This is a genomic window from Gemmatimonadota bacterium (assembly GCA_016720805.1).
In the GTDB taxonomy this organism is placed as follows: domain Bacteria; phylum Gemmatimonadota; class Gemmatimonadetes; order Gemmatimonadales; family GWC2-71-9; genus Palsa-1233.
This window is the reverse complement of record JADKJZ010000014.1, coordinates 303,433-327,748: the sequence shown is the minus strand read 5'-3', so window position 1 is coordinate 327,748 and position 24,316 is coordinate 303,433. Positions and strand designations below refer to the sequence as shown.

General features: G+C 68.7%; 21 protein-coding genes. 3 read left to right on the top strand and 18 right to left on the bottom strand.

Annotated features, from left to right (window positions below):
- The 16 genes from IPP98_11705 to IPP98_11630 all read right to left on the bottom strand — a co-directional run bounded on the left by IPP98_11705 (position 1) and on the right by IPP98_11630 (position 19,503).
- Positions 1-1,968 (bottom strand): hypothetical protein, encoded by a 1,968-nt coding sequence (locus IPP98_11705; GenBank protein ID MBL0179775.1) that lies wholly within the window; start codon positions 1,966-1,968, stop codon positions 1-3.
- The gene (locus IPP98_11700) at positions 1,968-3,914 is read right to left on the bottom strand and encodes a PQQ-binding-like beta-propeller repeat protein (GenBank protein ID MBL0179774.1); all 1,947 of its coding nucleotides are present in this window, start codon (positions 3,912-3,914) and stop codon (positions 1,968-1,970) included. Before IPP98_11700 ends, IPP98_11705 begins: the two co-directional genes overlap by 1 nt.
- Before the next feature lie 34 nt (positions 3,915-3,948).
- On the bottom strand, positions 3,949-5,808 hold the full coding sequence (locus tag IPP98_11695) for a hypothetical protein (protein MBL0179773.1): 1,860 nt from the start codon (positions 5,806-5,808) through the stop codon (positions 3,949-3,951).
- Positions 5,809-5,846: 38 nt separating this feature from the next.
- A complete protein-coding gene (locus tag IPP98_11690; protein ID MBL0179772.1) occupies positions 5,847-6,305 on the bottom strand; it encodes an arginine repressor in 459 nt (152 codons plus the stop codon).
- Positions 6,302-7,678, bottom strand: coding sequence for an argininosuccinate lyase (argH, locus tag IPP98_11685; GenBank protein MBL0179771.1), 1,377 nt, complete (start codon positions 7,676-7,678; stop codon positions 6,302-6,304). Before argH ends, IPP98_11690 begins: the two co-directional genes overlap by 4 nt.
- Positions 7,675-8,748: a M20/M25/M40 family metallo-hydrolase gene (locus IPP98_11680; GenBank protein MBL0179770.1), complete on the bottom strand. Its 1,074-nt coding sequence runs from the start codon at positions 8,746-8,748 to the stop codon at positions 7,675-7,677. Before IPP98_11680 ends, argH begins: the two co-directional genes overlap by 4 nt.
- A complete protein-coding gene (gene argB, locus IPP98_11675) occupies positions 8,726-9,661 on the bottom strand; it encodes an acetylglutamate kinase (protein ID MBL0179769.1) in 936 nt (311 codons plus the stop codon). The genes IPP98_11680 and argB overlap by 23 nt, the downstream gene beginning before the upstream one ends.
- A gap of 123 nt (positions 9,662-9,784) precedes the next feature.
- Positions 9,785-10,795, bottom strand: coding sequence for an N-acetylornithine carbamoyltransferase (locus tag IPP98_11670; protein MBL0179768.1), 1,011 nt, complete (start codon positions 10,793-10,795; stop codon positions 9,785-9,787).
- Positions 10,792-11,946, bottom strand: a complete 1,155-nt coding sequence (locus IPP98_11665; protein MBL0179767.1) for an aminotransferase class III-fold pyridoxal phosphate-dependent enzyme — start codon at positions 11,944-11,946, stop codon at positions 10,792-10,794. The genes IPP98_11670 and IPP98_11665 overlap by 4 nt, the downstream gene beginning before the upstream one ends.
- The gene (argC, locus tag IPP98_11660; GenBank protein ID MBL0179766.1) at positions 11,940-13,022 is read right to left on the bottom strand and encodes an N-acetyl-gamma-glutamyl-phosphate reductase; all 1,083 of its coding nucleotides are present in this window, start codon (positions 13,020-13,022) and stop codon (positions 11,940-11,942) included. The genes IPP98_11665 and argC overlap by 7 nt, the downstream gene beginning before the upstream one ends.
- A complete protein-coding gene (locus tag IPP98_11655; protein ID MBL0179765.1) occupies positions 13,019-14,107 on the bottom strand; it encodes a hypothetical protein in 1,089 nt (362 codons plus the stop codon). Before IPP98_11655 ends, argC begins: the two co-directional genes overlap by 4 nt.
- A gap of 1 nt (position 14,108) precedes the next feature.
- Positions 14,109-15,311, bottom strand: a complete 1,203-nt coding sequence (locus tag IPP98_11650; GenBank protein ID MBL0179764.1) for an argininosuccinate synthase — start codon at positions 15,309-15,311, stop codon at positions 14,109-14,111.
- A gap of 46 nt (positions 15,312-15,357) precedes the next feature.
- Positions 15,358-15,840 (bottom strand): hypothetical protein, encoded by a 483-nt coding sequence (locus IPP98_11645; protein ID MBL0179763.1) that lies wholly within the window; start codon positions 15,838-15,840, stop codon positions 15,358-15,360.
- A complete protein-coding gene (locus IPP98_11640; GenBank protein MBL0179762.1) occupies positions 15,837-17,753 on the bottom strand; it encodes a GWxTD domain-containing protein in 1,917 nt (638 codons plus the stop codon). Before IPP98_11640 ends, IPP98_11645 begins: the two co-directional genes overlap by 4 nt.
- 63 nt (positions 17,754-17,816) lie before the next feature.
- Positions 17,817-18,680 (bottom strand): hypothetical protein, encoded by an 864-nt coding sequence (locus IPP98_11635; GenBank protein MBL0179761.1) that lies wholly within the window; start codon positions 18,678-18,680, stop codon positions 17,817-17,819.
- A 157-nt stretch (positions 18,681-18,837) separates the two neighbouring features.
- Positions 18,838-19,503 carry a hypothetical protein gene (locus IPP98_11630; protein MBL0179760.1) on the bottom strand — a complete coding sequence of 222 codons (666 nt, stop codon included), beginning with the start codon at positions 19,501-19,503 and terminating at the stop codon, positions 18,838-18,840.
- Between the two features lie 318 nt (positions 19,504-19,821).
- On the opposite strand from IPP98_11630, the gene IPP98_11625 reads away from it, so the two are divergent.
- Entirely contained in the window at positions 19,822-20,328 is a 507-nt protein-coding gene (locus IPP98_11625) for an outer membrane beta-barrel protein (protein MBL0179759.1), read from the top strand.
- Positions 20,329-20,548: 220 nt separating this feature from the next.
- The gene (locus tag IPP98_11620; protein MBL0179758.1) at positions 20,549-21,052 is read left to right on the top strand and encodes an OmpA family protein; all 504 of its coding nucleotides are present in this window, start codon (positions 20,549-20,551) and stop codon (positions 21,050-21,052) included.
- Positions 21,053-21,262: 210 nt separating this feature from the next.
- Here the strand turns inward: IPP98_11620 and IPP98_11615 are convergent, their stop codons facing one another.
- A complete protein-coding gene (locus tag IPP98_11615) occupies positions 21,263-22,228 on the bottom strand; it encodes an AI-2E family transporter (protein ID MBL0179757.1) in 966 nt (321 codons plus the stop codon).
- Between the two features lie 238 nt (positions 22,229-22,466).
- Between IPP98_11615 and IPP98_11610 the strand changes: the two genes are divergently transcribed.
- Complete coding sequence (locus IPP98_11610) at positions 22,467-23,663, top strand: ABC transporter permease (protein ID MBL0179756.1); 1,197 nt, start codon at positions 22,467-22,469, stop codon at positions 23,661-23,663.
- 23 nt (positions 23,664-23,686) lie between these two features.
- On the opposite strand, the gene IPP98_11605 is transcribed toward IPP98_11610, so the two are convergent.
- A complete protein-coding gene (locus tag IPP98_11605; GenBank protein MBL0179755.1) occupies positions 23,687-24,280 on the bottom strand; it encodes an arylesterase in 594 nt (197 codons plus the stop codon).
- Positions 24,281-24,316: the final 36 nt, after the last annotated feature.

The following is a 24,316-nucleotide window of genomic DNA, read 5'->3' as shown; positions in this document are numbered from 1 at the left end:
CTACTTCGGTCGCAACGACTCGAAGCCGGTCGTCATGCCATGACCGGCGCGCTCGCCTCCACCGACCACCAGAATCCGACCGTCCTCGAGCACCGGGAAGATCCCATGCCGGCCACTGCGCAGCGCGGGCCCGGCCCGCCAGCGGCGGGCGGTCGGGTCATAGACGTCGGCGCGCGCATAGGTCCCGCCCGGATTGGCGCCAACACCATCGCGCGTCTCGCCACCGATCACCCAGAACTCGCCGTCGAGAAAGACCGCCTTCCCCATGCCCCCGCGCCCGACAGGCAACGGCAGCGGCGCGCCCTCCGATCCATCGCTGACGGTCCAGTGATCGGTGTCGGGATCATAGACCTGCACATCGGCGAAGCCGTTCGCGACCACGTTGCTGTCGCCGCTCCCGGGACCGCGCCCGCCGAACACCCAGAGCCGACGTCCATCGGTCGCCGACGCGGCGTGGTTGCGCGGCAACGGCATCGGCGCGATTCGGCGCCAGGCCGTCGCGCCGGAGTCCAGGACGAAGGCATCGGCCACGGTGTGATTGCCGACAATCCCGCCTGCCACGAAGAGCCTCCCGCCGATGACCGCGCTGGCGATCGAGCCTGCCGCCACGGGGAGGGATGGCCCGAGTCGCCACTGATTTCGTTCGGGAGTGAAGATCTGCACCAGGCCACCGATGCGGTCGCTGCCAAGTCCACCGATCAGCACGAGCTCGCCCCGAAGCGATTCCGCGCCGTGGTGGTGGCCGGGGACAGGACGAGCAGCCCATCGATGCAGGTCGTCCCATCGACCGGTACGCAGATCAAACCCGAACGTCTGCATTTCGTCGTCGCCGACCACGAAGAGCTGATCCCCCAACGCGACGGCACTGACCTCTCCGAGTGGCCGGGGCAGCGCAGGGTAGCGCAGCCAGGCGCCGACCAATGGCGTTCGCCATACCAGGACGTTGGTGGGATTGTTGCCCAGCGGCGCGCCGCCGCCGACCACGAGCGTATCGCCCAACACGACCGCGGACGGAGCCAACAACGCCATCGGCAGCGACAGCTCGAATCGGGTCCGCCCGGCAATGGGCTCCCAGCTGATCAACGCGCCGGTGTTCGGTTCCGCCCCCGCGATGTTCCGGCCACCAGCGAGGAGGACGCGATCACGCCACCGGATCGTGCCCGGTTCCGTGTGTGATCGGGCTTCCGCCAGCGGCTGGACCGCGCTCCACTGGGCAGAGGCTGGATCGTAACGATGGACCGTCGGTACATCGATCGGCGTCGGGTCGTGACCATGATTGCCGCCGAGTGCGTAGAGGGCTCCACCCAGGACGGCGGCCGCGAGGTGTCCCCGCGCCTCCGGTAGCGGCGCTTGAACTTCCCACGCCGACGCACCGGGCAGCAGTCGCCAATGATCGGGGGAATCGGTGTTGCGGTCCGGGAGCCAGCCACCGAAGTAGTGCAGCGTGTCGCCAACTGCCGCGAGAGCGCCACCGCCTCGAGCGGCCGGCAGCGCGGGGCCCGCCACCCAGCGATCCTCGAGCACCCGATAGCGCCAGGTGGACGCCACGGTGGGGCCCGGGGAATCGCCCTTGAAACCGCCAACGATCCAGATCGCCGTGTCACCGAGCACGACGACGTTGCCGTGCGTGAGCGGCTCGGGGAGCGACGCGCCACGACGCCACTCGTGTCGGTCCAGCTGAAGCACATCCACCCGGTCGGTGGCCTGCGTCGCCTGATTGTAGAAGCCGCCGATGAAGTACATCTCGCGTCCGATCAGGGCGGTGCCGTTCTCGTAGCGCGTCAGCGGCAGGGTGTCGGTCACCTGCCAGGGTAGCAGCGCGGCGGCCGTCGCCGCGGGTCGCAGTCGGGCCACCAACGCATCGAGTCGCGCCAGCGGCCAGCGGCGGCCGAGCTGGAACGCCGCGCCGGCCGCGAGCAGCAGCGCGCCGAGGAGGACAACACCACCAAGCAACCGTCGGGTGTGCATCAGTCTCGCTCCGGGGCGAGGGTGAAGGCCTGCAGCACGGCGTCGGAACCGCCGCCGGTCGCGACGACCACGAACTGGCGCCCATCGCGGGTCCGATACGTCATTGGATTCGCCATGGCCTCGCGGTGCAAGTCGGACGACCAGCGGAGCGAACCATCGGCCGCTCGAATCGCCAGCAACTTTGACCCACCACCCGTGAGAAAGATGAGCCCGCCGGCCGTCGTCAGGCCACCGCTCGGCCCCGACACCCCCATCGGTGCGGCATCGGAGCGCGCCAACGTCGGGTGACGCGCCCGCTCCGGGGGATCGCCCACCGTCACCTGCCACTGCTGCGCGCCGGTGCCAAGGTCAATCGCCGTGAGGGTGCCGTACGGTGGCTTGGTGACACGAAAGCGAACGAGCCGCCGCCGGAATGTCCAGTCACGAGCGGAGAGGACCACGCTGGCGGCGCGGTCCGGAATGGGATCGGCGATACGATACCGGGGCGCACCCACGCGTCCGGATGTGTCGCCAGTCAGTCTCACCAGGACCGGAATGTTGGTCGATTTCACGTAGAGCACATTGTGCACCGGATCGAGCGAGGTGGCACCCCATCCCGCCCCGCCAATCCAGCTCGGCATCAGGACCGTGCCCTGCAGCGAAGGGGGCGTGAACAATCCGCCAAGTCGATAGCGCTTCAGGAAGGCCACGGCGGAGTCATGCACCTCCGGCAGGACGTCGTTCGCGTCATCGAGCGAGAGCGACTGCCGTGCAAACGGCGCGGGCCAGGTCGGCACCGGTTGCGTCGCGGAGGCCTGCTCTCCCGGCACATCTGACGCCGGCACCGGCCGCTCCTCGATCGGCCAGATCGGCGCCCCGGTCACCCGGTCGTAGACATACAGGAAGCCCGTCTTTCCGGCCTGAGCGACGATGTCGCGACGGACCCCATTGATCACGACGGTGGCGAGCGTTGGCGGCGCGGCGGGATCGTAGTCCCAGAGCCCGTGATGGACCAACTGCTGCGCCCAGAGTTGGCGCCCGGTCCGCGCATCCAGACAGACGAGGGATTCGCTCCAGCGATTGTCGCCCGGACGATCGCCACCATACCAGTCGTTTGAGGCGGCGGACACCGGCAGGTACACCAACCCGCGCGCGGTGTCGACGGTGATGAAGGACCAGACGTTGGCGTGACCGGTTCGCTCGGCCGCGCCGGCGCCCCAACTCGCACGCGCCGGATCGCCCGGAGGCGGGATCGGGTCCCAGCGCCAAAGGCGCTTCCCGGTGCGGGCGTCGAACGCCTGCACATGCCCGGGTGGATCACCACGATAGATGATGTCGTCGCCGATCGCGCTGCCGATGATGACAACGTCTCGCCAGATCGCGGGTGGCGACGTCGAGTTCACCTCGATCGGATTGACCGGCCAGCGCAGGTCGGAAGCGAGATCCGCAGCACCATCCTTGCCGAACGCAGGGATCGGACGTCCGGTGGCTGCATCGAGCGCCCAAAGCCGCCACCGTGCGGCGAGGAATACGCGACGCCCCACGGTGTCACTCCACACTGCGACGCCACGATGCGAGTAAACCGAGTGGGAGCTGGAATTCGGGCCCCAACGAGTCACATCCGGGTCGAAGCTCCACACCATGCGGCCCGTCGCACCGTCAAGCGCGACGGCGCGCGCGTACGCCGTGGAGAGATAGAGGGTGTCGCCGAGCGCGACGGGTGATGCCTGGAATGATCCGGCGGGGAGCGGCATCCCGGTCCCGGGATCGTACCGCAAGCGTTCGTTTGCCGCCCACGACCAGGCCGGCCGCAGTCGGTCAATGCTGAGCGTGTCGACGTCGGTTAGCGCTGAATAGCGCGAGCCACCAGCATCGCCGATGCTCACGGGCCAGTCGACGGCAGCGCCCGGGGCGCGGAGATCAGCGGCTGGTTGACAGGCGAGGGCACCAGCCAGCGTGGCGCTCACCAGAAACCGACCGCTTCCGATCACCGAATCGCGCTCACGGCCACATCATCCACACCCGTCGAGTCCGCCCCGAGTACTGCAGGAGGCGATCACCATCCGCCACGATGACGCCAGCCCCCGCCTCAAACGGCGGTCGCGGGATGGGGTTCCACCGGTTGCTCGTTGGATCGAAGCGGAAGCCTGCTCGGCCGAAGACGTGGATGCGACCATTCACCGCCGCCGCGTTGCTTGGGGTGCCGATGTAGACCGGAATCGAGTCCAACTCGTGGGCACCGCTCGAACGCCATGTCATGGTCGCGATATCCATGCACTGAATGCCGCGTGCCGAGGTCCCTCGCTGGCTGTTACCGCCGACCACACAGATCATGGTCGAATCGGCCGTGGCCATCGCACCGACGCGGGGCTCAGGAATCACGGTGACAGAGTCCCAGCTGCCAGCGCGGTTCAACCGGTAGACGACTCCTGAAACAAGCTCTTGATCGGTGCCTTTCCTCCGCCATTCCGGTTCGCCGATCAACCAGAGTGCACCCGCGCCGGCGATCAGGATCGGTCGCCGAATGCCCTTCGGTACCTGCATCCCTGGTGACCACGTCCGCGCGCCGATGTCGAATGTTTGCAGGATCGTGGTTTCGTCGCCGAGAGCCGTCCCGCCAAGGATCGCCAGGGATCGCCCGTCCGAGGTTGCCCCGTAGATCGGACCCTGGCGCGGTCGGTAGGGAAGGTCATCCTCGGCGCCCCAGCGGCCGCGCGCCAGGTCGTAGTGCCACGTCGGGCGCAGCGCGCTGCCGAGCATGACCAGGTCATTCCTTACGACGGCGGCGCGCGCTTCCCGCACGGTCGGCCCTTCGCCCGGAAGTGCCATCCACACGCCGCGGAGCGAGCGCATCCACCGGTGGCGGTTCGACGGCGCGTTGTTGACCTCGGCGCCGCCGGCCAACTGCAGCGTGTCGCCCCGCAGCCACGCATTCGCGCCACGGAGACGGAGCGGGAGCTCGGGGAGCCGGCGCCAGACATTGCGTTGCACGTGGTAGCCGAACATGTCCTGCGAGAACCGTCGACCCGCCGCGATGTCCCCGCCGCCGGAAATCAGCACCCAGTCGCCCCACTGCACGACTGCGGCACTCGCATGCGACCGCGTCGCGGGCATCGTGGCGAGCGCAGTCCAGCGGTCGGAACGCGAGTCGTACGCCCAGGCATCGGCAAGGTCGACCGGCGTGACGTCGTGGCTCTGCTGGCCACCAAAGAGCAGGAGTCGGCCATCGCGTCCGACCGCGGCCGCATCGCCGCGGGCCACCGGCATGGGAGCACGAAGCCGCCACGCCGTAGCCCGTGGCAAGAGCTGCCACACCTCGCCCCGATCGGTGGCGCGGTCGGCGCCCCAGCCACCGGCGTAGTAGAGGGTGTCGCCCAGCGCGACCAGCGCGCCACCACCCCGTGCCTCGGGAAGCGGAGGACCGGCCACCCACTGCCCGAGCCGACGGTCCAGCCGCCACACCCCGGCGGTCGGGGGGCCACCGTGGCGGCCAAGGAAGCCGCCGGCAATCCAGATCGTGCTGTCGCCGACCACTGCGGCCTGGATGTGCGACAGCGCACCCGGCAATGCCGGCCCGGCGGTCCAGCGCCTTGCCACCGGGTCGAAGGTGTCGACGGTCGTGATGGCGGAGAGGGTGTCGCCGGGACCGACGCCACCGATCAGGTAGACCGTGTCACCGACGATTGCCGTCGCGCCATCGAGTCTGAGGTGAGGGACCTCTTCGGCGCGTTCCCACTGCACTGCGGGCTCGGCGCGGGGCTCGGCGCGGGGCTCGGAGGCTTGCTCCGCGGCGATGACGGAATCGGCGATCCGCTCGCGTTCCTGGGTTGCCTTGCTCCGGCATCCCGCCCCGAGCAGCACGAGCAGCGGCAGGAAGGCGCGGACACTCCTCCGCGGACTCAGCTGCGTCCATCCATCAAGGCGTTCAGGCGACGCTGGATCGTCCCCTGCGACGAGGCATTGCGCGTCGCCACGAAGATCGTGTCGTCGCCGGCCAGCGTCCCGACCACCTCGGGCCAGCCGAGCAAGTCGAGGGCACTGCCGACGCGCTGCGCCTCGCCGGGCGGCGTGTGCAGCACCAGCAGGGCATCGCCAGCCGGATCGACCGCCAACAACGACTCGGCCAGACGCCGCTCATTCGGATCGGCGATCTCGCGGAGCCGCGACGCGGCCGCTCGCTGATAGATCCCCTCCACCTTGATCAGGCCGAGTGTCGAGATGTCCCGCGAGACGGAGCTCTGGGTGACTTCCCATCCCTCCTGCGACAGCGCTTCGGCGAGCTCGTCCTGCGTCCGCATCGGACGCGTGGCCACCAGCTCCAGAATCTTCAGGTGCCGCTTCCGGCGCTCGAGGCTCATCGTCCCCTCCGCGCGGTCAGTGCGGCGAGTGCGCGGGCATAGCGGCGATGCTCCGTCACCTGCCACCGCCGCGACGCCCGGAGGCGCTTTCGCAATGCGGCGATCGGCAGGTTGCCGATGCCGCCGGTGCTCTGCCGCGCCGCGATCAACGCCGCGCTGCTGATTGGAGGCATCGCGATCCCACGCTTTACTTCGGCGGCGACGTCGCGGTACGCCTTCCGGAACGTCTGCCCCTCGCGAACTCGCCGCATCACCTCGTCCGTGGCGAGCACCTCACCCGAGAGCGCCGCCCGTCCACGATCGGCATTCACGCCGAGCCGAGGGATTGCGGTGATCAGCATCGCCAGCATCTCACTTGTCCGGTCGAGTCCGCGGAACAGTGGCGCCTTGAGGAACTGGAAGTCGCGATGATAGCCGCCTGCCAGCCGCCCCTTGAGTGCCAGCACCGTGGCCAGGTCGCCCTCAAGGGACGCGGCACGTGCACGGGTCAACTCGAAGAGATCGGGGTTGCGCTTCTGCGGCATGATCGACGACCCCGTCGACAGCTCCGTCGGCAGCGTCAGCCAGCCGAACTCGTCGGCCGAGAAGAGGATCACGTCGGCCGACAGCTTCGCCAGGTGGTGCGCCGCCTCGCCACACCAGAAGAGCGCCGCCGCCTCGAGCATCCCGCGGCTGCCCTGGACCGACGTGACCACCTGATCGACGCCGCCGAAGCCGAGCGCCTTGGCGGAAGCCTCGCGGACCAATGGCAAGGGCACGCCGTATCCCGCAGCGCTACCAAGCGGCGAACGATCGAGACGTGACCAGAAGCCGTGCACTGCGTCGGCCGCGTCGAGCAGCCCTTCGGCATAGGCGGCGGCCCAGAGTCCGGCTGAGGAGGGCATCGCGATGCGCTGGTGCGTGTACCCCGGCCACAGCACACGCCGGTGCGTCGCCGCGAAGGCGAGCAGCGATTCCGCGAGATCGGTCATCTGCCCGTGGAGCGCCAGGACCTTCTCCTTCAGGAAGAGGCGCAGGTCGGTGGCGACCTGGTCGTTGCGCGAGCGCCCGGTGTGCAGCCGTTCCCCGATGTCGCCGAAGCGCTTGGTGAGCCAGAGCTCCACGGCGCTGTGGCCGTCCTCATGCTCGGGTCCGATCTGCAGTTCACCGGCATCGATGGCCCGGAGCGCGGCGAGCAACGCCCGGCGCATCGTGGCGAACTCGCGCGGGGTGATGATCTTCCCGGCCTTGAGCGACGCGGCATGACCGAGCGAGCCAAGGACGTCCCAGCGCAGCAGGCGGGTGTCGACCGTGCGGTCATCGGCGACAGTGTACGCCAGCATCTGCGCGTCCGGGGCAGCGCCGGGCGACCAGAGCGTTTCACTGCGACTCATGCCAGGTACTCCTCGATCACCCGGGCGTAGAATGCCCGTGCAGCGATCACTTCGGAGAGGTTGACCGATTCGTCCGGCGTGTGCGAACGGCGCGAGGTCCCGGGGCCGACCTTGATGGCGTCGAGATGCCGCAGGAAACACCAGTCGGAGCAGGTGGGCGATCCATACGACGTCGACTCGGGGCGCGCGCGTTGCGCGGCGGTGAGCAGCGCCGACCCGGCCGGCGTCTCGCACGGGACCAGCCGCGTCGAGGTGACCACGACCTCGCAATCGAGCTGCTCACGAAGCAAAACCGCGAGCTCGTCGTGTGTCCAGTCTGGAGTCGAGCGGATGTCGAGCACGGCACGGGCCGTGGGTGGCGTCACGTTGCGGGAGACCCCCGCCTCGAGCATCGTCGGCGTCACGGTGGTGACACCGAGCACCGGATGGACTCGGGCGCTGGCGATGTTGTCGAGGCGTGCCAGATTGCGGGCCAGCACCGTGATGGCATTGGTGAACCCTTCGGTGGCCGCGTAGCCCGCGTGTCGCTGGTCGCCGTGGGCCACCAGATCCACCATCATCAGCCCGCGCTGCGCCACCGAGAATTCGAGGTTGGTCGGTTCACCAACAAGCGCGGCATCGAGACGCCCCGCGCGCTCCACCGCCATCGGCATCGTCGCGTTCCGGGTTTCCTCGCCGTAGGAGAAGATCCCCAGTGCGCGGCCACGCAGGGCGCGCCCGGAGGCCGCCACGTCGCCGAGGGCGTGCAGCATCGACACGACCGACGCCTTCGCATCGCCCGAGCCGCGGCCGTACAGGAGGTCGCCCTCGATGATCGGGGTGAACGGATCGCGGCTCCACCCCTCACCGGGCGGAACCACATCGAGGTGCGACGCCAGCGCCAGCGTCGGCCCGGCGGACTCATCGCCGACACTGACGCGGACGGAGGTCTCGTCGCGCACCACGTCGAGGCCGAGCCCGCGGGCCACACGCTCCACGTACTCCGCGGCCGGCAGCTCATTCCCGCTGATCGAGGGAATGGCCACCAGCTCGCGGAGCGTGGTGACTTCAGTCGGCCAGGTCGACGCCAAGATAGGTAGCCTTCTCCTTTCGACCCACGATCATGGTGCCGCAACCCGAGCCGGTAAACGCCTCGAGCAGGAGGGCATCCGGAGCCCGACCATCGATGATGTGCGTCCGCTCGACGCCGCCGGTCGCCGCGCGGATGCAGGCCTCCACCTTCGGGCGCATTCCGCCCGCCAGCGCACCGCTCGCCATCAGTTCGGCGAGATCGTCCGGGTCGGCGAAGGTGACCAGCGTCGACGGATCGTTCCGGTCACGCAGCACGCCCGGTGCCCCCGTCATGAAGATCAGCTTCTGCGCCTTGAGCGCAATCGCCAGTGATTCCGCCACGGTGTCGGCATTGACGTTGTAGACGTTGCCTTCCGCGTCACCCGCCAGCGAGGAGACCACCGGGACGAAACGCGCGTTCATCAGCGTCTCCAGCACCCGCGGGTCCACCTTGTCGATGTCGCCCACATGGCCGTAGTCGACCGTCCGCTCCACGCCGGCGTCGTCGACCACCCGCAGCGGCAGGCGGCGGTGCGCCGTGATCAGGTCGGCATCGACGCCGGAGAGGCCAGTGGCCTGCACCCCGTGCCGCCGCAGCGCCGCGACCAGGTCGGTATTGAGCAGGCCGCGGTAGACCATCTTGGTCACCTCGAGTGCGCCGTCGTCGGTCACTCGCCGCCCCGCAACCATCTCGGGCTCCTGGCCGAGCCGGCGTGCCAGCGCGCTCGCCTGCGTGCCGCCACCATGCACCACGACCAGACGAATCGAGAGCGAGGACAACAGCGCTAGCTGGCCTGCCACGGTGTCGAGGTTGTGCTTGTCCGAGAGCACGTCGCCGCCAAGTTTCACGACGAAGACGTGGTCGCGATAGGCGCGGACGTAGCGCAGGGCGCCCTTGAGGCCGACAATGCCCTGGGATGGATCGATGGTCATGGTGTGGAGCTCCGCTTTCCGTTGAGATGTTTGTTGAAGTCGTTAGTCATTGGTCGTTAGTCGTTGGGTGGCCCGGCGCACAGCGGACCCCATGAATGCACCCTAATGACCAACGACTAACACCTAATGACTCATGATCTCCAACAACAACGCCCGCTGCGCATGCAGCCGATTCTCCGCCTGATCGATCACGGCGCTGTTCGGTCCGTCCAGCACCTCGCCGTCCATCTCGACGTTGCGGCGGACGGGGAGGCAGTGCATTGCGATTCCCTTGGCCGCTGCCGTGGTGCGCATCCGCGCCTGCGTGAGCCGCCAGTCGCGCTTCCCCTCGCGGCCAGCGCGCTCCGCCTCGGGATTCCCGAAGTGCACCAGCGAGCCCCATGACTTGGGGTAGACCACATGGGCCCCCTCGATCGCGCCGTCGAGCTCGTCGGTGACCTGCAGCGAGCCGCCGCGCTTCGCCGCGAGCGTTTCGATGGCGACGTAGTCGTCGGGGTCGAGGTCGTACCCGGCGGGCCGGACGATCGTGACCTCCATCCCGAGGTGCGCCGCGGCGATCGCCGCGCTCGCCGGCACGGCCGTGGGCAGCGCCTTCGGGTGCCACGCCCACATCAGCACGAACCGCTTCCCGACCGTCTCGCCGAGATGTTCGCGCATCGTCATGGCGTCGGCCAGCCCCTGGCAGGGGTGGCGGCGTGCGGACTCGAGATTGATCACCGGCTTCTCCGCAAAGCGCGCGAAGTTGCGGATCGTCGGGTCGAGCCGCTCCGTGGCCCAGTCATTCCCCTTCGGAAAGGAGCGCACGGCCAGCGCGTCGGCATAGCGCGACAGCACCCGCGCCGCCTCGATGATGTGCTCGACGGTCGTGCCGTCCATCACCACGTCGAGTTCGGTCTCCAACGCCCAGCTTCCCTTCCCCGGCTCCAGCGCGAGCGCGTGGCCGCCGTGCAGGAACATTGCCGTCTCCATCGACGAGCGCGTCCGGAGCGACGGATCCATGAAGACCATCGCCAGCACCTTGCGGGTCAGGCCGTCGGTGATCTCGCCGCGTTTGCAGCGCCCCGCCAACTCGAGCAGGGCGTCGATCGCCTCCGGTTCCCACTCCTCCATCGCGAGGAAGTCACGACCGCTCACGCCAGCACCTCGCGAAGCCCGGCCAGCAGCAGGGCGGCTTCGTCGCTGCTGAAGGAGAGCGGCGGCAGGAGCCGCAGCGTCCTCGGGTCGGTGGAGGTCCCGGTGAGGATCCGCTTGGCCCACAGCGCCCGCTGGACATCGGCCGCCGGGCTGTCGAGTTCGAGCCCAAGCAGGAAGCCGCGTCCGTGAACGGTCAGCACGTGCGGCAACGTCTCGGCGACGCTGCGGATCTGCGCGCTCACGCGACGCACGTTCTCGAGCAGCCCCTCGCGCTCGATCACGCCGATGTTGGCCAGCGCGGCTGCGCACGGCACCGGGCCCCCGCCGAACGTCGAACCGAGGTCGCCGATGGCGATGTCGTCGACCAGCGACGGATGCGCGACGACCGCGCCGATCGGCAGCCCCGCCGCCAGCCCCTTCGCCATCGAGAGCGCATCCGGCATCACGCCGAAGCTCTCGGCCGCCATGAACGTCCCCAGTCGCCCGGTGCCGCACTGCACCTCGTCGAAGAGCAGCTTGGCGCCAAACCGATCGCAGAGCGCCCGTGCCCCCTCGAGGAACTCCACGGTGGCCGTGCGCGCGCCACTGAAGCCCTGCACCGGCTCGAGCAACACCGCCGCCACGGTCTCATCCATCGCGGCCGTCAGTGCCGCCAGATCGTTGAACGGCACCTTGCGCGAGAGCGGCACACCGGCACGCCGCGCCCCTGCCTCGTACCGCGCGCCATCGGTGCAGGCGAGTGTCGCCGCCGTACGACCATGCCAACCGCCGAGCATCGTGACGACGGTTGTGCGGCCCGTCTTGCGGCGTGCCATCCCGAGCAGGTTCTCGTTCGCCTCGGCGCCCGAGTTGCAGAAGAACACCTTGCCGAGGCCGCCCGGCGCGAGCCGCGCCAGCGTCTCGGCGAGGTGCTCGCGGCCGGCATGCGGCACGGCGGTCGAATAGAAGATCAACCGCGACGCCTGGTCGGCGATCGCGGCGACAACGTCGGGGTGCGAGTGACCACAGGTGGCCACGGCGTGCCCGCCGTAGGCGTCGAGCCACTCCTCGCCCTGTTCGTCGACCAGCCATGAACCATGGCCGGACACCGCACGCAGCGGGAAAGTGGCATACACCGGCAGCAGCGCCGGCCCATCTTCGCGATTCAGCATGGAAAGGGTCCCGGGGCCAGCAGGCCGGCCCGTTCATCGAGTCCAAGGGCCAGGTTCATCGCCTGGATCGCCTGCCCCCCGGCGCCCTTGATGAGGTTGTCGATCGCGCATTCCACCTGAACCTCCCGTCCGTCGGGAGACGCCACGGCATGCAGCAGCGCGAGGTTGGTGCCCACCGCGTGCGTGAGCTCGGGTGGGGCATCGCCGACGCGCACGAACGGGCGGCCCGCGTATCGTGCGCGGACGTGTGCGGCGATATCCGTCGGGACGTGTAGGGGCGCGGCCTGCCGCGCCCGTGCCGGACCCGCCGCGGTCCCCGCCGCGCCCACGTCGATCGTCGCATGCAGCGTCGCGTAGATGCCCCGCACGAACGGCCCCGAGTGCGGCACCAGCCGTGCATGCGCCGCCGCGTCGCCGCGCCAGCCGCGCCACTGTTCGAGAATCTCCCCCTCGTGCCGGTGCGACATCGCGCCATACGCAAAGAGATTGTGCGCGCGCGTCGGATGGTGCGCCGTCGCCTTGAGGCTCTGTCCGCCGCCACTCGATCCGGTCACGGCGAAGATCACCGGCGGCGCAGCCAGTGGCAGGTCCGCGATCGCGTACAACGCCAGCTGCGCTGCCGTCGCGAAGCAGCCGGGCGCCGCGATGGCGCGGGCACCGCGCAGCGAGGTGCCCAGCACATCGGCGAGGCCGTAGCGGAAGTGGTGCACCAGCGCCGGCGCCGCGTGCGCCCCGTAGTGTCGCGCGTGCAGCGTTCCGTCCTGGATGCGGAAGTCGGCGGCGAGGTCGACGATCAGCCCCGGCCCGGCATCGATGATCTCGCCCATGAACTTGGTCGAGTCGCCATGCTCCAGCGCCAGAAAGACCACGTCCTTGCCACGCGCGACCTCGCCCGGCGCGTGCGCCGCGAAGCGCGCATCGGTCAGCAGCGCCAGCGCCGGATGCAGGTCGGCGATCGGCTTGCCGGCCTGCGACCGTGACGTGGCCACGACCTCGGTCACATCGGGATGCTGCAGAATCAGGCGCAGCAATTCTCCGCCGACATATCCGGCCGCGCCGAGCACGGCCACCTTCACGCGCGGGCTCCGTTCGCGGCGTGCCATTGCTCGAGCGCCACCCGGACCGCGGCCACCAGCCCTTCCGGATCGCGACGCGAGTTGAACGCCGGCAAGCCGAGCGACGCGGTGATATAGTCGCGGCCGACCGCGTTGTCGGTCGCCGGCCCGGTGATCGCCGTGATCGGCAGGTTGAACTCGTCGCGCATGATTTCGCGCGCGCCCCAGCAGCCGACCGGATCGGGCGCGGCCATGACGTAGGCGGCGCCGAGTGCCATCAGGTCCTTGGCCCGCAGGATGTCCTGCACACCGTACTCGCCGAGGATGCCGTCGCCCAGCTCGGCGACGATCACGTCGGGGCGCGGCCCGCGCGGATCGGCCAGCCGGTTGAAGAGCCCTCGCGCAATCGGCACCGTCATCCCGGCATGCGTGCTCGCCGCGCCGGCATCGTTGAACGTCAGCGCCGCGACGGCGCCGGCATCCTGCATCGAGAGGGCATCGCGCATCAGCGACACGCCGGTGAGCTTGGTCGCGGCGACCCGCAGCCCGCCACGTGCCAGGCCGCGCACCAGCTCGGTCGCGGCCACCGTCTTGCCGGCGTTCATGCAGGTGCCGGCAATGAACACCACCGGGATGTCGCAGGAGAGCGTCTCGGCGGGTGGCACGGCGCGGTCGCGGATGTGCGCCGGCCGGCCGATCCGGTCGCCCAGTTCGGGGAACGACAACACCGCGCCGAGCACCTCGGCCTGGAACGGCGGGCCGATATCGGGATTCGCCGAGGTGCAGCGCCCCAGAATGCCGCCGAGGTTCAGCACCTCGATCGTGTCGCCCACCGCGATCGTCTTGGGCACTTCGCCCGCGTAGCCGCGCAGCGCGCGCCGCACGCCGAGCGTGCCGGCGAGCACGTCACCGGAGCGGAGCGAGACCATCCGGCCGCCGAGATCCTCGACCGTGTTGTAGCTGCTCTTGTCGGTGAGGATGCGCACCGCGAGCACGTAGCCCTCGGCCGCGACAATCTCGTCGCCCAGGATCACTTCAGTTGTCAACGCCGCGTTGCGCGTCGACGAGGCAATCCGGTCGAGCCGGACCCGTGTCGTCACCACCATCTCACTCCTCTCCGCGGGCACGTGCATCGGCCCGCATCGCCAGCAACTCGGGAATGGCACCGACACGGGCAAAGGCCTTGGCCTCGTCGCCGGTCCACAGGACATTTTCTTCGCCGTAGGTCGCCACGGCGCGGTCCATCATCGACCACGGCGAGCGCGCGCCGGTGACGAGGAAGCGTCCCGGCGAGAGGCGGACCCGGGTTTCGCCGGTCACCTTCTGCTGCGACGACTCGACCATCGCCTCGATGTCGCGCAAGGCGGGATCGAAGTAGTGGCCCTCGTGCAGGCGGTCACCGTAGAACTTGCCGAGCTGGTCCTTCCAGAACGACTGCCACTTGGTGAGCACCAGCTTCTCGAGCTCGCGGTGCGCATTGATCAAGATCAACGCGCTGCCCGCCTCGAAGCCGATCCGCCCCTTGATGCCGAGGGCGGTCTCGCCCACGTGGATGCCGTGGCCAATGCCGTACGTCGCCGCCAGCGCACTGAGCATGTCGACCAGGACGTGCCCGGGCCCCGACTGTCCGTCGACCAGCACCGGGACACCGGCCACCCAGGTGATCACGATATCGCGCGGCGCCGGGGCATCGGCCGGTGGGGCCAGCAACTCCTCTGGCGGCGAGGCCCAGGTGTCGTGCGTCCAGCCACCGCCCCAGGTCGTGCCCCAGAGGCCGCGATTGATCGAGAACGCGCCCGACTTGGGGGGCACCGGCAAGCCGCGCGCCTCGAGGTAGGCGATCGACGCCTCACGCGAGAGATTCTCCTCGCGGATCGGTGTGACGATCTCGAGCTCGGGCGCCAAGACGCGGAGCGCGATGTCGAAGCGGATCTGGTCATTGCCGGCGCCGGTCGAACCGTGCGCCACCGCCACGGCCCCGATCTCACGCGCCACGCCGACCACCGAGATGGCCTGCTGGGTGCGCTCGGCGGCCACCGAAAGCGGGTAGACCTCGCCCCGCAACACGTTGGCCTGGATCAGGAAGCGGACGAAGCGGTTGAACACCAGGTCGCGGGCGTCCACCTCGTGGTGGGCCACCGCACCCACCGCCATCGCCTGCGCGCGGATCGCCGCGCACTGCTCAGGGGTCGTGCCGCCGGTGTTGACGAAGACCGTATGGACTGAGAACCCCCGCTCTGTCAGCCGGGGGACGCAGTAGGAAGTATCGAGGCCGCCGGAGAAGGCGAGCGCCAGAATGGGTTTCTGCATAGTGCATAAGTATGCAACCCAGACCCGGCGCCCGCAAGGGGCGCGGTCACTTCTTCGCGATCACCAGCCAGGCCGTCGCGGTCGAGGTCGCACCCGCGCCGGACACCGTCACCCGGAGCCGATAGCTCCCCGGATCGAGATTTTCGAGGCCGACCGACCGCACCACCTCGGCACGGTCGGCGTCAGCGGCCGCCGAGAAGCTCAGGGAGAGCTTCGGCTTGGTCTCCTTCTCGGCGGCGGAGAGGAACTCGAGCTTGGTCGCGTACGTCTGCCCCACCTTCAAGCCGCTCAGCTGATAGTAGAGCTCGGCGGTCGCCCCCTTGGCGTACGCGTTGAGCGGGTTCATCGCCACGCGGGTGCTGCCGGAGTTCCACGTCACCCCGCTCCCCTCGCGACCCAGCACCACATCGCTCAGCCGGAGCCCCTGGTTGGTCGGCGCCTCGACGGCGGCGAGCCGCGCCAGCGCCCCCTTCCCGCCATCCTGGGTCAGCACCAGCGTGGTGGTGTAGCGACCGGCCGGCACCTTCATCTCGGCGACGCCGGTGTGAGGTACTGCCCCTCCTTGAGCGGCGTCGCCGCGGCAAATTGGCGCAGCGAGTCGAGCTCGTACCGTGCCCCGGTCGCCTGATCGATCGAGAGGAGACGCACCCGCACCGGGTAGATCGCGCGGCCACCCGCCTCGGGCGGTGTCGTGAAGGAGAGCTTCTCGCCCGGCAACGCGAACGCCACCACCAATCGCGGCGCGCCGCCCGCCGCGCGGTCCAGCCCGTAGATCTGGGCGATCGGATCGAGCGGGGCCTCGAAGGTGCGCGGGAAGGCGTCGCTGGTCACCGCGCGCTTGATCTGCGCGATGCCGGCATTTCGCTGGTTGCGAACCTGATCCGGCGAGGCGCGCACTTCGGACGCGCTGACCTGCCGCGGCGCACCGTTGACCATGCTGCCACGACCGGCGCTCACCGCGTTGCCCTGCAGTCCATCACACATTCCCATCCCGCCGCCGCAGAGCTGGTTGATCGCCTCGGGGAGCCCGCCCGCCGGCGTCGGCACCAGCACGCTCGCGCCGGTGCTGCCATCGAAGTCCGCCTCCGCAAAGAAGAGCACCAGCGCCGGCTCACCCAAGCGTCGGTAGAGCCACGCCTCGCCCGCCGTCCCCCCGACCGTCACCGTCTTGAGGTCCGGCTTGCCGTGTCGGATCCAGACCATGCCGCGGTCATCGATCAGGTCCTGCGTCACGCTGAACACACGGAACGGCACCTTGACGCCGACCAGCCCCGAATAGGTGTTGTCCGACGCGAGATCCGCTTCGGCATCGAGCTGCGCTGCGGTGGGCGGGGGAGCGTCGCTGCTCTCCACCAGTTTGCTCGGAATCCAATCCACATCCGTCGCCAGGGCGACGCTTCGCGTCTTCTGTCGACCGACTTGCGGGATGGTGATCTTGAAGTTCTTGGACGCGTAGTCCATCCGCACGTAGTGCTCGATCAGCCGCTCACCTTCGGCGCGCCCTTCGCGCACGTCACGGCCGCCCCAGAAGTTCTCCAGCCACGCCTTGCGCTGCGGCGCGGCCGTCGAGTCCCACGAGGCCATCTCCTGCGGCGTGGCGACCCAGCTCAGTTCCTCGCGGTACCGACGCTTTGACTCCGCTGTGGTGGTGCGCTCGGCACCGGCAAAGAGCAGCCCGCGTCCCTCGACCGGACGCCCTGCCTTGTGCAGCGCGCGGGACATCTCCAGCATCGCGACGCCGCTGTCGGCACCAGCGGCCATCGCCTCGCCCAGCAGGACGGCCGCGGTGTCAGCGTTGCCGGCCTCGCGTTCGAGTTGGCCGAGCGCCAGACGTGAGGCAGGCGTCATCGTGAGTGAGCCACGCACCCGCCTGAGGATCGCCAGCCGGTCATTCACGCGGGAGATGCCCTCGCGCGGCATCGGCGCGCGTGCCAGCGCCTCCCCTGCACCGATCATCGTGGGGTCGAGTTCGAGTGCGCGCACAAGCGCAGCGGTTCCGCCAGCGACCCAGCTCAAGCCGGCTACCTGGCGCGGGCCTTCACGCGCCAGAACCTTGAGACGGGCCAGTTCGAATCGCGCCACACCGAGGCCGTACCACGCCACGGCCCAGTCGGGCTTCTCCTCGACCGTGCGGCGCAGCAGCGACTCCGCCCGATTCGCGTCATCCGCCTGGCCTGACAACTCGGCACGCCGCGTGAGCAGCAATCCTTCGCACATGCGCGCGAAGGAACCCGGCGTCACGCTGCAGCGGGCGACATCGGGGAGGTCGGTGGCGGCGTTGGCTTGCGCCATCGCGGCGAACAACGAATCGATCAGTGGACGGTCCTTCGCCTCCTGCGCGCGCAGGGGCGAGGCACCAAGCAGGAGGGCGCAGGCGACACGCGCGAACGGGAAGCGGCGGATGGGAACCTCGACGGAGCGAATGGCGATCAGGCGCAACACGACACGACACGACGGCAACGCACCGAAAGGTACGTCACCGTCGCGATCGAGGTTGCGATCGGCTCACGGCTCTGCTGGTTTCGCCGAATCGGTCGTGGTCAGCGCCCGAATGGCGCCGATCGTTCGCTGGCGAAGCTTTTCCCGCTGCTCGATCGCCCCCGAGTTTCCGCAGAAGGCGCGGTCAAAGTCGCACACCACGAAGTACGCGCCCGACGGTGGCGCCGCCACGAGCATCGTGTTCCCCGACGACCCGTCAAAGAGGGCCTCCGTAAAGAAGACCGCGACGGTCTTCCCCTCGCGGGCGTAGACCCACCCCTCGATGCGCGAGTCGGCTGCGTACCGGCGCGCCACAGGCTCGCCCTGCCGCACGAAGATGACGCCACGGTCATCAAGTTCGCCCTGCCCCGGGAGGTAGTCACGCAACGGGGAGCCGATGCCGACCTCGCGGTCGTACCGGTCGGCGGGCGCGGCCGATGCCGTCCGGATGATCGGGGAGCGACCACGCTTCGGCTGGATGCGGTACTCCGCCAGCGCGACGTCGAGTCGGCGGACGTGCTCGGCGAAGCGGCCCCCCGTCGCGAGACCATCACGCGCATCCCGCTCGTTCCAGAACGCCAGGAGCTGAGCCGGCCGATCTGTCGTGGCGGTCGCATCCCAAACGGTGAGTTCCTTCGGTGTGGCGATCCAGGCGATGTCGCGCCGGAAGCGAGCCCAGTCGTCCGCAGAGGTCGCACGCAGCGCCGCCGAGTGGTACGTCGCAAGCCCCTCGGCGGGGTGTCCGGCGCGGGCCAACTCACGCGCCTTCGAAAAGAGGATGGCACTGCTGTCCTGCGTGAGCGCCGCTCGGGAGGCGACCGGGCTCGGCGGGACAGGGGACAGCGTCGGGATCGCGAGGGCGAGTCCCAGCAGGGCGGGCAGCAACAGCATCGAATCGGCTCCGGAAGGGGACACCTGCTCCGGAGCAAGGGAAAGGCCGCCCCACAGGGAGCGGCCAACTCATTTTCCTGCAACCACTTGCGAGATCCCTTGCAAGCCAGTGGCGCGGCGAGGGTGTCCTCGGATCAGGACACCGCGTCCGGAATCCTCACGGCTTGCTCTGCAGCGAGAGGCCGTACTGCAAATGCAGGGCGTAATTCATCGTCTTGGCCCGACCGTCGGCGATCTTGGCGCTGATGGTGGTGGCGGTGACCGCGGCCGTCAACGAGCCGTAGGTATAGGGCAGCAGCTTGAGCCGCCGAGCCACCCCGGCCTCGAGGGAGGCGGCCCCGAGATCATACCGCGAGCCCCAGATCCCCTGGGACCGACCGTACGTGCGGCCACGGATCGTGCTGAACGGGACGATCAGGGTCGGGCCCGCGCCGACGGCGAATTCCCACCCCTTGGTGCGCCATAACCGCTCTACCAGCAACATGTTAATGCCGTTGGTGATGCGGAACTGGGCCACCTCGGCCGTGGGGTTGTCGAGGTAGATCTTGTGGTGCATGTAGTGGAAGGCCCACCCTCGATCGTCTGACCATTTGGCAACCCGGCCGGAGTAGTACCAGGTCGGCCGCCACGGCCGGGTACTCCAGTTCGGTGTGAGCTTGATGTCGGGTTGGCCGTCTTGAGTAAATGTGATCGGCGCGCGCGCGTTCCAAGCGTCACCAAACCAGGCTTCGACCCGCCATTGCGCGGCCACCGGGGCGGGATGCATGGCAAGGATGGCAAGGAGCGGGAGCAGGCTTCGGCGAACAAGGGAGCTGGCAGGCATCGGCGAGAAACCGGAGAGTCGGAGTGAGGGGAGTCCGAAAGGTAGTCCGGGGCCCGGGAGCTTGCAGGACTCGTGGCGAATCGTCCCGGATCTCTATTGATCGGCTGGGGTCACATGGCTCGGGAAAGGGTGTCCCAGCAAGATTTCTACACCCTTGGCGGGGGTGTCGAGTGGTGGCGTCACTCTTGCGCCAGTCTGAACCAGATGTTTCGTTAGTGTACAGGATACTGCAGGTGCTACACCGTTGGTGAGTCAGTAGTTACGAAGTTTTCCGGGTGGGGTCCACCCCGTGGCAGGTTGTCAACCAGGAGGAAGGAAATGCGTCTCACAGGGTACGTTGCGGCCATCGCGCTGCTTGCGGTGGCTCCGCTGGCCGCCCAGTCGAAGGGAACCTTTGAAATCGGCGGCTTCGGTCGATACACCGATTACACCAACGCCTACTTGGTCCGTGGTCCCGACGACAATCGGATCGGCGGCGGCGGGCGGATCGGCTATTTCGTCGGCAACAACCTCGCGCTTGAACTGGCCGCGTCGTTGAACCCGACCGACCTCCGTGGCAATCAGGCGAACGTGCCGTCGACCATCGGCGCGATCTCGCGTCCGTTGCGTCACACGCCGATCAATGCCCACCTCGTCTACAACGCCCCCCTCAGCGGCCTGTTCTCGCTGATGGTCGGCGCGGGCCCGAGCTACACCAAGCTCACCAAGGGCATCGACGAGCTACTTCGGCGTCGGCGGCCTCGTCGGCCTCCGCGTCAAGCCGACCAGCTGGCTGAACCTGCGCCTCGAGACCCTCGCGGATTACATCCCGAGCGGCTTCGGTGACAACTCGAACACCTACCTGGGTCACCAGGCCGGCGTCTCGCTGTTGTTCGGCAACGGTGGCTGCGATCACGCCAAGGACATGATCGGCATCACGCCGATGAGCGCGACGCTGCAGCCGAACGGCTCGCAGCAGTTCACCGCCGACGCGACCTACTGCGGCAAGCCGGACGCCGTGGTCTATCGCCTCAGCGGCCCGGGCAAGGTGGATTCGCTCACCGGCATGTACACCGCCGCTGGCGAGGGCACCGCGCAGGTCATGGCGTACAGCAAGAAGGGCAAGCTGATGTCGACCGCGAACGTCACCGTCCGCGCGCCGGCTCCGCCGCCGCCGGCCCCGGTCGTCGCGCCGACGCCGCCGCCGCCGGCCCCGCCGGTCAAGCCGGCGTACGCGTTCGCGCTGCAGTCGGTGCACTTCAAGTTCGATCGCTCGGACCTGACGAAGGGCGGCATGGACACGCTGAACACCGTCGCGACCACCCTCAAGGAGCATGCTGAGGTCAACGTCGACGTGGTCGGCCACACCGACTGGATCAGCACCAACGCCTACAACATGAAGCTGTCGCAGGCGCGTGCCGAGACCGTCAAGAAGTACCTCATCTCGCAGGGCGTCGCTGCCGACCGGATCGCGGTCAAGTGGCGTGGCGAGGAAGAGCCGATCGCGGACAACAAGACCGCGGCCGGCCGGGCCCTGAACCGCCGAGTCGAGATCAAGGGCGGCAACTAGGCACCAGGCACGACCAACAAAAGAGCGGCCCGGGGAAACCCGGGCCGCTCTTTTGTGGTCGTAGGTCATAGGTCATCGGTCATAGGTCGGAGGTCATCCAGAGCAATACGAGGGACCTGCGTGATGGCGGCTACGCAGGTCCCTCACTTCGTTCGGGATGACGGAACTACTGGACCTGCGACCTACGACCTACGACCTACGACTTACGACCTAACGAATAACGACTCCCGACTCCGCCACTGCCACTGCCACCGGCCTCAAATACTCCCGCCGATACATCGTCAGCAGCTCGAAGAAATACGACAGCGCCAGCGGACCGACCAGCAAGCCGAGCAGCCCGATATAACTCACCCCGGCGATCGCACCGACCAGCGTGATCAGCGGGTGGATCTGCGCGTAGCGATTCGAGATCATCGGGCGGATCAGGTTGTCGATATTTCCGACGACGACGGCGCCGAAGAGCACCAGGCCGATCGCCGCGCCGGGCCGCCCGGTGGTATACAGGTACAGCGCGCCCGGACCCCAGATCAGCCCGCCACCGACAACAGGGAGGATCGAGAAGACCACGGTCACCACGCCCCAGAAGACGCCGTTGCCCAGTCCGCTGACGGTGAAGGCAAGCGCGATCAACACCCCTTGGGCCACCGAGGAGACGCCGGTGCCGATGATGGTGCTCTTCGTCACCGCCACGAAGCGGTCCTGCAGGATCGCGACGTTCTCGTCGGAGAAGGGGATGTACGGCCGCAACCCGCGCCACGCCCCCTTCGGATCCTGCAGCAGATAGTAGAGCCCGAAGAAGGTGAAGAGCAGATTCAGCGTCAGGCGCGTGGCCGTGCCGAGGAACGATATGGCGCCCCCGCCGACGAACGTCGCCGCCTTCGCGCCGGCGGCCTTGAGGTCGGGACCGACCGGATACCCCGCGATCTCGAAGGTCGACAATCGATCGAGGACGGGAGAGTTGATGACGCCCTGCACCGCGCTCTGTGCCTGCCCGACCAGCAGCGAGACCATCCAGACCAACGGCACCACAATGACGATCAGCGCGAGCACGAGCACCAGCGAACTCGCGAGGGCGCGACTCCGCACGCGTGGCACCAACCACTGGTGCACGCCGCTGAAGACAACATAGAGAATGGGGGCGCCCAGCAGTCCCGAGGCGTACGGGACGAGAGGCAATGAAGATGCCGATGCCGAGGAGGGCGACCAGCCAGGCGGCACGTTGATGATTCGTATCGAAGAAGCTCATGGGAGGAAGGCTACCGGGTGCGACTCGATTCCTCCAGCGACGCGGTGGATTCGCCGGACGGCGTTTCCCGTCACACCGCTGGTGGTCGGTGCAAAGTGAAACCAATCCGACCTACTTCCCGTTCAAGGGGCTATGCCTTGGCACTCTCTTCTCATCGGCGCCCGCGCGTTGTCAGCCAACCCCCTTCGGACAGCCCTCGCTGCCTTAGGGGTCATCGTCGGCACCGGGGCTTTGGTCGCGGTCCTTGCCATCGCTGATGGCGTGGAAGCCTTTGCCAGGCGGCAGATTGCGGAGACGACCGACCTGCAGCTGGTTCATATATCCTCACTCACCAACCGCAACCTCGACGGTCTCACGCTACCCCGTCCGGATACCCTTCGGCTCACCGAAACCCACTTGACGACGCTCCGCTCCGCACTGGGTGACGTCGGCTCGGCCACGCTCCGGTTCTCCGGCGGTGCCACCTTGGGAGGCTTTCCCGATGACTCCGCGCGAGGCGCTGAAGTGATTTCGCTCGAGGACGGACCGCCTGTCGTGGAGGAGAACGCGCTCATGGCGGGACGGTGGCTGTCAATCGAGGAGGTCCGAGACAGCAGCGCCGTCGCGGTGATCAGCATGGCCCTGGCGAGCCGGCTGACCCGCAGTACGGACTATGCGCGTGCGCTGGGCCGTCGGATCACGCTGGAAGGGACGTCGGTGGAGATTGTCGGCGTGACGGCCAAGCCAGCCAGCCCCCAGATGATCGCGTGGGTTCCGCGGACACGCTTCGCTGGACTGGTGGCACAGCCCTTTCGCGGCGTCCTTCCCTCGCTCCTGCTCGGGGGATCCACCCTGGAATCCACCGCCGAGGTCGTCTCGCGGGCAACCGCCTGGATGCGCGCGCTCCCCGCCGGTGATGCGGAGCGCCTGACGCTCGCCAATCGAGCCGACCGACTCAAGCAGGCGGAGCAAAGCATGTTGCTGTTCAAGCTTCTGATGGGGTCGATCACCGGCATCTCGCTGCTGGTCGGCGGCATCGGCATCATGAACGTGATGCTCGCCTCGGTCTTCGAGCGGACGCGGGAAATCGGCGTGCGGCGCGCCACCGGGGCGAGGCGTCGCGATATCGTCGTGCAGTTCCTGGCGGAGTCGGTGGCGATCACGGGGGCCGGAGCAACCGCCGGCGTCGCGCTCGGCCTGGCAGTCGCCTTCGGGGTCGCGGCGTTCATGCGGCTCCGCACTCAGGCGGAGATCCACGCCGCCGTCACGGCCGGCACCCTCACGATCGCGGCCGGGTCGGCCGTCCTTGTCGGACTCACATTCGGGCTCTACCCGGCCCTCCGTGCCGCGCGCCTCTCACCGATCGACGCCATCCGGCACGAGTAGCGGCCTGCGGCGCGAGGCCGCTGTCAGCGCTGGCGACTCAGGCTGTCGAGAATCGGGCCCAACGTCTTCCAGACGTTGTCCAAGACGCGTCGGGAGCCCCGCGGATTGGGATGGATGCCATCGGGCTGGTTGAGCGCCTCCACCCCGGCGACGCCATCGAGCAGGAACGGGAGGTAGACCGCGCCGTGCGCCTTCGCTGCCGCCGGGAAGACGGCGCGGAAGTCGTCGGCATAGCGGCGACCCAGATTCGGCGGTGCCTCCATCCCGGCGACCACCAGCACCGGCCTTGGCACCAGCGCCTCGGCCCGCGTCAGGATGAGGTCCAGGTTGGAGCGGAGCGAATCGATCGGCTGCCCGCGGAGGCCGTCATTGGCGCCAGTCTCAACCACCAGGACGCGGATCGGCCCCTGCCCGAAGAGCCAATCGGTGCGGCGGAGCGCCCCTGCGGACGTTTCGCCGCTCACGCCGGCGTTGACCACGTGAAAGGGGAGCCCGGCCGAATCCACCCTGGCCTGCAGCAGCGTGCCCCACGCCTGCGACGGGTCCAGACCGTAGCCAGCCGTGAGCGAGGTGCCCACCAGCAGCACCGTGGCCCGCGAGGGGGCCGACGGGGCCACGGCGACGCCGCTATCCTTCGGGGTTGTGGAGTCCGG

Bases quoted from the DNA above. Each gene is read 5' to 3' on its own strand.
- IPP98_11690 (MBL0179772.1), bottom strand. From the start codon at position 6,305: ATGAGCCTCGAGCGCCGGAAGCGGCACCTGAAGATTCTGGAGCTGGTG.
- IPP98_11645 (MBL0179763.1), bottom strand. From the start codon at position 15,840: ATGAAGGTGCCGGCCGGTCGCTACACCACCACGCTGGTGCTGACCCAG.
- IPP98_11665 (MBL0179767.1), bottom strand. From the start codon at position 11,946: ATGCTGAATCGCGAAGATGGGCCGGCGCTGCTGCCGGTGTATGCCACT.
- IPP98_11655 (MBL0179765.1), bottom strand. From the start codon at position 14,107: ATGGTGGTGACGACACGGGTCCGGCTCGACCGGATTGCCTCGTCGACG.
- IPP98_11635 (MBL0179761.1), bottom strand. From the start codon at position 18,680: ATGCTGTTGCTGCCCGCCCTGCTGGGACTCGCCCTCGCGATCCCGACG.
- IPP98_11625 (MBL0179759.1), top strand. From the start codon at position 19,822: ATGCGTCTCACAGGGTACGTTGCGGCCATCGCGCTGCTTGCGGTGGCT.
- argH (MBL0179771.1), bottom strand. From the start codon at position 7,678: ATGAGTCGCAGTGAAACGCTCTGGTCGCCCGGCGCTGCCCCGGACGCG.
- argB (MBL0179769.1), bottom strand. From the start codon at position 9,661: ATGACCATCGATCCATCCCAGGGCATTGTCGGCCTCAAGGGCGCCCTG.
- IPP98_11630 (MBL0179760.1), bottom strand. From the start codon at position 19,503: ATGCCTGCCAGCTCCCTTGTTCGCCGAAGCCTGCTCCCGCTCCTTGCC.
- IPP98_11705 (MBL0179775.1), bottom strand. From the start codon at position 1,968: ATGCACACCCGACGGTTGCTTGGTGGTGTTGTCCTCCTCGGCGCGCTG.
- IPP98_11650 (MBL0179764.1), bottom strand. From the start codon at position 15,311: ATGCAGAAACCCATTCTGGCGCTCGCCTTCTCCGGCGGCCTCGATACT.
- IPP98_11620 (MBL0179758.1), top strand. From the start codon at position 20,549: ATGTACACCGCCGCTGGCGAGGGCACCGCGCAGGTCATGGCGTACAGC.